The 6060-nt window shown below is 71.3% G+C and carries 3 protein-coding genes, 1 tRNA gene and 1 pseudogene; all 5 read left to right on the forward strand.

Annotated elements, in window-relative coordinates; all coding sequences use genetic code 11:
* Positions 1–631: pseudogene (locus ACFW2E_RS39330) on the forward strand (RNA helicase); the annotation flags it as partial.
* Positions 632–835: 204 nt separating this feature from the next.
* Positions 836–908 (forward strand) — tRNA-Lys (locus ACFW2E_RS39335).
* 473 nt (positions 909–1381) lie between these two features.
* On the forward strand, positions 1382–2362 hold the full coding sequence (locus ACFW2E_RS39340) for an STAS domain-containing protein (protein ID WP_384474612.1): 981 nt from the start codon (positions 1382–1384) through the stop codon (positions 2360–2362).
* 169 nt (positions 2363–2531) lie between these two features.
* Entirely contained in the window at positions 2532–2900 is a 369-nt protein-coding gene (locus tag ACFW2E_RS39345; protein ID WP_384474615.1) for a hypothetical protein, read from the forward strand.
* 369 nt (positions 2901–3269) lie between these two features.
* A complete protein-coding gene (gene mgtA / locus ACFW2E_RS39350; protein ID WP_384474618.1) occupies positions 3270–5930 on the forward strand; it encodes a magnesium-translocating P-type ATPase in 2661 nt (886 codons plus the stop codon).
* Positions 5931–6060 lie beyond the last annotated feature (130 nt).

Genomic DNA, 6060 nt, shown 5'->3' on the forward strand with positions numbered 1-6060 from the left:
CGGTGAGGACCCGGAGGCCGCGGTGGCCCAGGCGCAGGAGCAGGCCGAGGCCGAGGTTCAGGCGGCGGTCGAGATCTCCGTTCCGGAGCAGCCGGCCGCGCGGGACGTCGACCGTGGCGCCCGCGAGGAGCGTTCCGCGTCCTCGTCGTCGTACGAGCGCCGCGAGCGTCGTGACGACCGTGGTGGCCGTTCGTTCGAGCGCCGTGACGACCGCGGCGGTTTCAACCGGGACCGCGACAACCGTGACAACCGCGAGCGTGGCGGGTTCGGCCGCGAGCGTGGCTTCGAGCGTCGTGACGACCGTGGTGGCCGTTCGTTCGAACGTCGTGACGACCGCGGCGGTTTCAACCGGGACCGCGACAACCGTGACAACCGCGAGCGTGGCTTCGAGCGTCGTGACGACCGTGGTGGCCGTTCGTTCGAGCGCCGTGACGACCGCGGCGGCTTCCGCCGGGACGAGCGCGGTGGGCACCGCGGCAGCGACCGTCCGTTCAACCGGGACCGCCGTGACGACCGCCCCGGCTTCCGTTCCGCCGGTCACGACCGCCCCCACGGCCGTCGTGACGACCACCGCGGCACCGGCTCCTTCGGCCGCCGCGAGGACAAGCCGCGCTGGAAGCGCAACGGCTGACGCGGAGTGACCAACGAAGGGCCCGCACGACTCCGGTCGTGCGGGCCCTTCGGCGTGCCGCCCGGAGGTGTTCCGTTCCGGTGCCGCCGAGAGGGGAGATCCGTAACCGTTTCGGCCTGTTCTGCCGTCCGACGCGGCCGGGTCCCCGATACCCGATCGGAGACGCGGCCCGGTCCGGCTATGCTCAGGGGGGCAACACCGCCTGGGCCCTTAGCTCAATTGGCAGAGCAGTGGACTTTTAATCCATTGGTTGTGGGTTCGAGTCCCACAGGGCCTACGGCTGCAGGGGAGGGTTTGCCCCCTCTGGCCTGCTGCGCAGCGTCCGGACCGGCTTCGGCCGGCTCGGACGCTGCTTCGTTTTCGGCCCCTGCGTGAGCGGGGCAGCCGGTACACCTGCGGCGGGTTTGTGTGGGACCGCCCGCAGCGGATACCCGGTGGGCGTGAGGTACGGCAGTGTGCCTCACCGAGTGGGCCGTCTGCCCCCCGAGTCTCCATGGGCCGCTCGGCAGGCGGTGCGCTCGACTCGGGTGAGCCCGTCGGGTGCTGCGGGTCGAGGCGGCCGACGGCGTACGGTGGACATACCGAGGGCATCACGCACTCCGGCCGTCCTGCCGGGTCGTCCTTGGCGAGAGACGAACCCCGGGCCGTCCGAGCGGCGGTGCGGAGACGGGTCGGCATCATGCCCGCCGCGATCGCAACAACTCCGCACGCTTGCCCGGTCGTTGCGTTTCCCGGCCGAAGGCGGGGGTGATGACCGTGCGGCGCCTGGACATCCACCGGCGTGACCGGGGGGAGCGGGCCCTGGTCACGCTCGTCGGCGACATCTGGCCGGCCTCGGCGCCCCTGCTGCGGGCCGCGCTGGAGCAGTGCCTGCGCGACGGCATGACCGCCATCGACGTCGATCTCACCACGGTCGGCTCCTGTGACGCCAAGGGTTTGGACGTCTTCCTGACGGCGTCACGGCATGCCTGCCGGGTGCACGCCTGCCTGCACCTGCACCATCCGTGCGCGCAGATCACCCGGCTCCTCACCGTCACCGGCTCCGCGCCCTTGCTCCTCGCGACCACGGCACACCCCGTGCCGCCCACCCTGCTCCGCGACCTGCTGGACACGTCTGCGGCGGGCCCACCGGCCGGCGGGACGCAGGCGTGCGGAGACCGCGCCGGTGCGCCAGTCGTCAAGGACGGGATCCGCTTGCGCAGACTGACTCGCCGCCAGGCGGAGGGCATGAGCGAGGACATCGCCGACCTGGCCGTGGCGGGCCCCGCCACGCGGGACGACTTCCTGCGGCGGCTGGCCGTCAGCGCCCGACGACCTGGCTTCGCGCTGCTGGTCGCCGAGACGACGGTGCTGGTGGGGTGTGCCTTCGGGTTTCCGGTGAGCTCCGGCGGATGGTCCGAGAGAGGGTTGCAGGAGAGCATCCAACGGCTCACCGGCTGTGCCCGGTTCCTGCTCCTCACCCAGGTCGTGGCGCCCCAGCATGCTCAGCACCGCGACATCGGCCGCCGTCTGCAACAGCGTCTGCTGACCGATGGGTGCGCCGGAATCGGAGTCGCCCTGCTCCATCCGGCCGACCGGGCCGGACAAGCCGCCTACGACTCCTGGGGCTGGCAGAACCACGGGGAGATGGTCGGACTGCCCGGTCGGGGCGCTCCTTGCGTGCTGACCCTGTCCCGGGAGAGCGGACCTTCGCTGCCTGCGCCGCGGGCCGCCGGTCCATTCCGGGCGTAGCCGGGTGAGAGGCAGACACAGCCCCGGCAGGGTGGCCCACGTCACGGGATCGATGGAGGATGGAAACAGCCGCACGGCGAGCAGACAGGCCCATTCCCTTGCCTCACCCTGCCCCGGCGCTTGCCGTTCGCGGATCACGCCTACCGGACGCATGAATCCAGGGGCCCTCATGACCAGTATCTACGCGTTGATCCGAGTCGACGGCAGCATGCAGTTCCGCGACGGCATCCCGGACCACGGCACCGGTGCCCCCTTCACCATCCAGCGGGCCGCATGGGGCGGTCACGGTCTCCACGGCGACATCGGCGATGCCCGGGGTTGCGCCGGCGGCCAGCTGCTCAACTCCATGGCCACCTTTGTCGTGCACGCGCTGGGAGGCCCCGACCAGCGCATTCTCGGGGACCTGACCATCGGCGGTGACCGTTTCGAGTCCGGCTCCGGAAAGACCATGCCCTGCGGCCTTACAGAGGCACAACAACACCTCATCCGCGACGTCCACAGCGCCGTCCGCAGGAACGCCGGCGCAGCCGAGGGCTGAGATGCAGGTCCTTGGGCGGCTTCTGGCGGAGAGGAGTACCGACGCCCCTGGCCCCGACTGGCCTGCGGCTCGGTTCTCTCCGGGCCGGTCGGCTGCCTCTGCCGGTCCGGCCGGGCCGGCGGCAGAGATGAGGGGCCGGGTCGTCTCTCTTCCACGGGGGGCAGGTGTCGTCGGTCACGGGGCTGTGGGAGGAGCAGACGCCTGCGATGCCCGATCCCCGGAGCGCGCCCGGACGGTGGACCCCGCCACCTCACCGGGGCGCGACAGCCCCAGGGCGGCGATGCGTATGCCCGAGCAGTGCCACGATCGTCGGACCGGACGGTACTCCGCACCCAGGGGCGGCCCCTCCAGGTCCGGAGGCGGGCGGGAGTGAGCGTCTCCGCTCCGCCACAGCTGCTTGGGCCCGCGCCCGGAGTGGTGTCAGCGGCGGCCCTGTCCGGGAACGACGTTCTTCGTGAGGTCGGCGTCGTCGACGGGGAGGGCCTGGACGGCGACGAGCTCCTGCGACGCCAGGCTCGGTTCGGCCCCAATGCGGTCGCCACGCACCGTGCCCGGGTGTTCCCCGTGCTGTGGCATCAGCTCCGCTCGCCGCTGCTCGGACTGCTGGTGGCGGCCGCCGTCGCGTCCTTCCTGGTGGGCGAGCGAAGCGATGCGGTGATCATCGGGCTGATCGTGAGCGCGTCCGTGGGACTGGGCTTCGTCAACGAGTACCGGGCCGAGAAGGCGGCCGAGGCGCTCCACTCCCAGATCCACCACCAGGCCGTGGCGCTGCGCGGGGGCCGGGCCACGCTGGTGGATGTCACGTCGCTGGTCCCCGGTGATCTGGTGGAACTGCGTCTGGGTGACGTCGTGCCGGCGGACCTGCGGCTGGTGGAGGTCACGGGCCTGGAGTGCGACGAGTCGGTGCTGACCGGCGAGTCGTTGCCGGTGGACAAGAACATCGCCGCGGTCGCAGCCGGGACCCCGCTGGCCGAACTGTCCGGGTGCGCTCTCATGGGTACGGTCGTCCGGACCGGCGCCGCCCGCGGGGTGGTGGTGGCCACCGGGGCGCACGCCGAGTTCGGCAAGATCGCCGCCGGGCTCGACACCCACCCTCTCGACACCGAGTTCCAGGTCGGCCTGCGGCGCTTCTCGCTGCTGCTGGTCTACGTCGCGGGCGCGTTGACCACCTCGATCTTCGTGATCAATGTAGCCCTGCACAAGCCGATCATCGACGCGCTGCTGTTCTCGCTGGCCATTGCGGTCGGTATCACCCCGCAGCTGCTGCCCGCCGTCGTCTCGACCAGCCTTGCCGCCGGGTCGCGCCGGATGGGCCGGCGCAAGGTGCTGGTCAAGCGGCTGGTCTGCATCGAGGACCTGGGCGACGTCGATGTGCTGTTCACCGACAAGACCGGCACGCTCACCATGGGCCGCATCGAGTACATGCGTGCCGTTCCCGCCGACGGCTACGGCTCCGGGGCGGTGGTGCGGTGGGGGCTGCTCAGTACCGAGAACGCGGCGCGGGATGCGCGGGACGTCGGTGGGAATCCGTTGGACCAGGCCCTGTGGCGGTCTCCGGCCGCTGCGGACGAGCGGGCTGCGCTGGACGGGTACACACAGGCAGCGGTGCTGCCCTTCGATCACGAACGGCGCATGATCTCGGTCCTTGTGCGGGACAGGGACGGCCGTTCAACTCTGGTCACCAAGGGCGCTCCGGAGACCGTCCTGGGCCGCTGCGTCGAAGTCCCTGCCGGGGCCCGTGACGCGCTGGCGGCGGAGTTCGCCGCGGGGAACCGGGTGGTCGCCGTCGCCACTCGGCCCGTCGCCCCCGGAACGCGGGCCGTCGGGCCCGAGGACGAGCGGGAACTGAACCTGGCCGGGCTGCTGGTGTTCCTCGACCCGCCCAAGCATGACGCCGCCGCAGCGCTGCGCAGACTCTCCGACCTGGGCATCGCGGTGAAGGTCGTGACCGGTGACAACGCCACGGTCGCCGCCAAGGTCTGCCATGACCTGGGGCTCACCGACGCGGGCGCGATGACCGGCAGCGAGGTCGATGCCCTCGACGACGCACAACTGGCCGAGGCGATCACCAGGACCACCGTCTTCGCACGCGTGAGTCCCGAGGCCAAGGCCCGTATCGTGCACGCGCAACGGGGCAGCCGCGGCGGCGTGGCGTTCCTGGGCGACGGCGTCAACGACGCGCTGGCTCTGCACGCGGCCGACGTGGGCATCTCCGTCGACTCGGCCACCGACGTCGCCAAGGACGCGGCCGACGTCATCCTGCTGGAGAAGGACCTCAACGTCCTCGCGGACGGTGTGGCCGAGGGCCGCCGGATCTTCGCCAACACCATCAAATACGTGTTGATGGGCACCTCGAGCAACTTCGGCAACATGGCCTCCGCCGCGGGCGCCTCGCTGTTCCTGTCCTTCCTGCCGATGCTCCCCTCACAGATCCTGCTGAACAACCTCCTCTACGACAGCAGCCAGCTGGCCATCCCCACGGACAACGTGGACGAGGAGCAGCTGAGAAAGCCCTCGCACTGGGACATCGCCTTCATCCGCCGTTTCATGATCTCCTTCGGGCCGCTCAGCTCGGTGTTCGACTTCATCACCTTCGGCGTCATGCTCTGGGTCTTCCACTCCGGCCCGGCCCAGTTCCGCTCCGGCTGGTTCGTCGAGTCGCTGGCCACCCAGACCCTGGTGATCTTCGCCATCCGCACCCGGCGCATCCCGTTCTTCCGCAGCCACCCCAGCCTGCCGCTGACTCTCGCCGCGCTCGGCGTCGTCACGATCGGCGCGGTGCTGCCCGCCACCCCACTCGCCCCCACCCTGGGCTTCCAACCGCTTCCCGGGGCGTTCTTCGCCACGCTGGTCGGCATGATCCTCGCCTACCTGGCCCTCATCGAAATCGGCAAACGGCTCTTCTACGGAGCTGCAGCCGCCGCACCCCCGGTTCCCAGGCACTACGCCGGCCATCGTCACCTGCGGCGCCGTGCCGGCCGCTTCAGCACCGCCGCGTCCCGCCCCGCGCCGGTCGAGGGTCCGCCGTGACGCGGACCGTCGCCGTGCGGCGAGCGGCGGGGCGCGGACAGAGAAGCGCATCACCATGCGGTGTGTGAAGGCCGGGAAGTTCCGTGTCTGACCCCCCGCCCCCGGCGCCCCGGGCCCGCCCCGGGGTTGG

The organism is Streptomyces sp. NPDC058964 (genome assembly GCF_042741275.1).
Classification (GTDB): domain Bacteria; phylum Actinomycetota; class Actinomycetes; order Streptomycetales; family Streptomycetaceae; genus Streptomyces.